This window comes from Nocardiopsis valliformis DSM 45023 (assembly GCF_000340985.1).
Lineage (GTDB): Bacteria > Actinomycetota > Actinomycetes > Streptosporangiales > Streptosporangiaceae > Nocardiopsis > Nocardiopsis exhalans.
Map to the genome: position 1 here is coordinate 1 of NZ_ANAZ01000082.1, position 1,001 is coordinate 1,001.

Genomic DNA, 1,001 nt, shown 5'->3' on the forward strand with positions numbered 1-1,001 from the left:
CTCGGGTTTCGTGGTTTTGGGAGAGGTGTCCGGTTCGGGTGGGCCCAGCTCACGCTGCGATATCGAACCAGTCCCCGACGATCTCTCGGATTAACCCACCCAACCCCAGGTCGGGCACCCTGCACGATATTCGGTGTTCGATCACCTGCCTTCTGAGCGCGGCGATCATGTCCGAGAACGCCAGATCGGTCTTGGACTGATACCAGGGCTGGTCGCGGCGGCGGGCGGCCACGTCCGCTTGCCCTTGGCCGTGCCACCGATACCAGACCACCACCAGGCTGTAGGCCAACAGCTGGAAGGGGACGGTGCGCTCCACCGCGGCGCGGTTGCGGTTGTGGGCCTGTTCCAAACCCAGATGGGCTCGGGTGTCCTGGAAACACACCTCGATCGGCCACCGGTCGGCGTAGCGGGACACCACCTCGTGGGCGGGGCTGGTGGTGTCGGTGCTCAGCAACGCCACCTTGTAGGCCTTGGGGCTGTGCGGGTTGCGCACCAAAATCAGGCGCAGGGGTGTGGGACCCAGGGAGCGCACCCACCGGCAGTCGATGACGGCCATCTCCTGACCGGTGTCGTTGCCCAAAGCGACGAAGTTGGCGGTCGCGGCGATCTGTTCGGGGGTGCCCAACCGGGGGCCCGCGTAGCGGGGACGGCCGGGCCGGGTGGGGGTGCCCGCCGGTGCGGGCGGGGGCACCTGGTGCAGGACCGCGTTGGCCGCCAGGCGAAAGGTCCAGGTCAGGTTGGGTGGCAGGACGCGCAGGGCCGGGCTGTGGTAGGCCGAATCGGCCACCACGTGGATGGTGCGGTCGGGAAACTGGTGGGCTTGGTGGGTGGCCAGAGCGATCGCGGTCTCGGTCTTGGTGGGCCGCTGTTCGGTTTCTTCCTCGTCCTGACCGGTGGGGCCGGTGGTGGGGGTGGTGGCCTCCCGCACTTGGGCCAGGGCCTGCTCGTGGGCGGCCTGGGCGGCGGCTAGTTCCCGGGCGCACCGGTTCAGGCGCTCTTTG

Annotated in this window: 1 protein-coding gene; it reads right to left on the reverse strand. The window is 68.8% G+C overall.

The window, feature by feature from the left end; genetic code table 11:
- Positions 1-49 precede the first annotated feature (49 nt).
- On the reverse strand, positions 50-1,001 hold a 952-nt coding region (locus D457_RS0131595), incomplete at its 5' end, for a transposase (protein ID WP_017584666.1).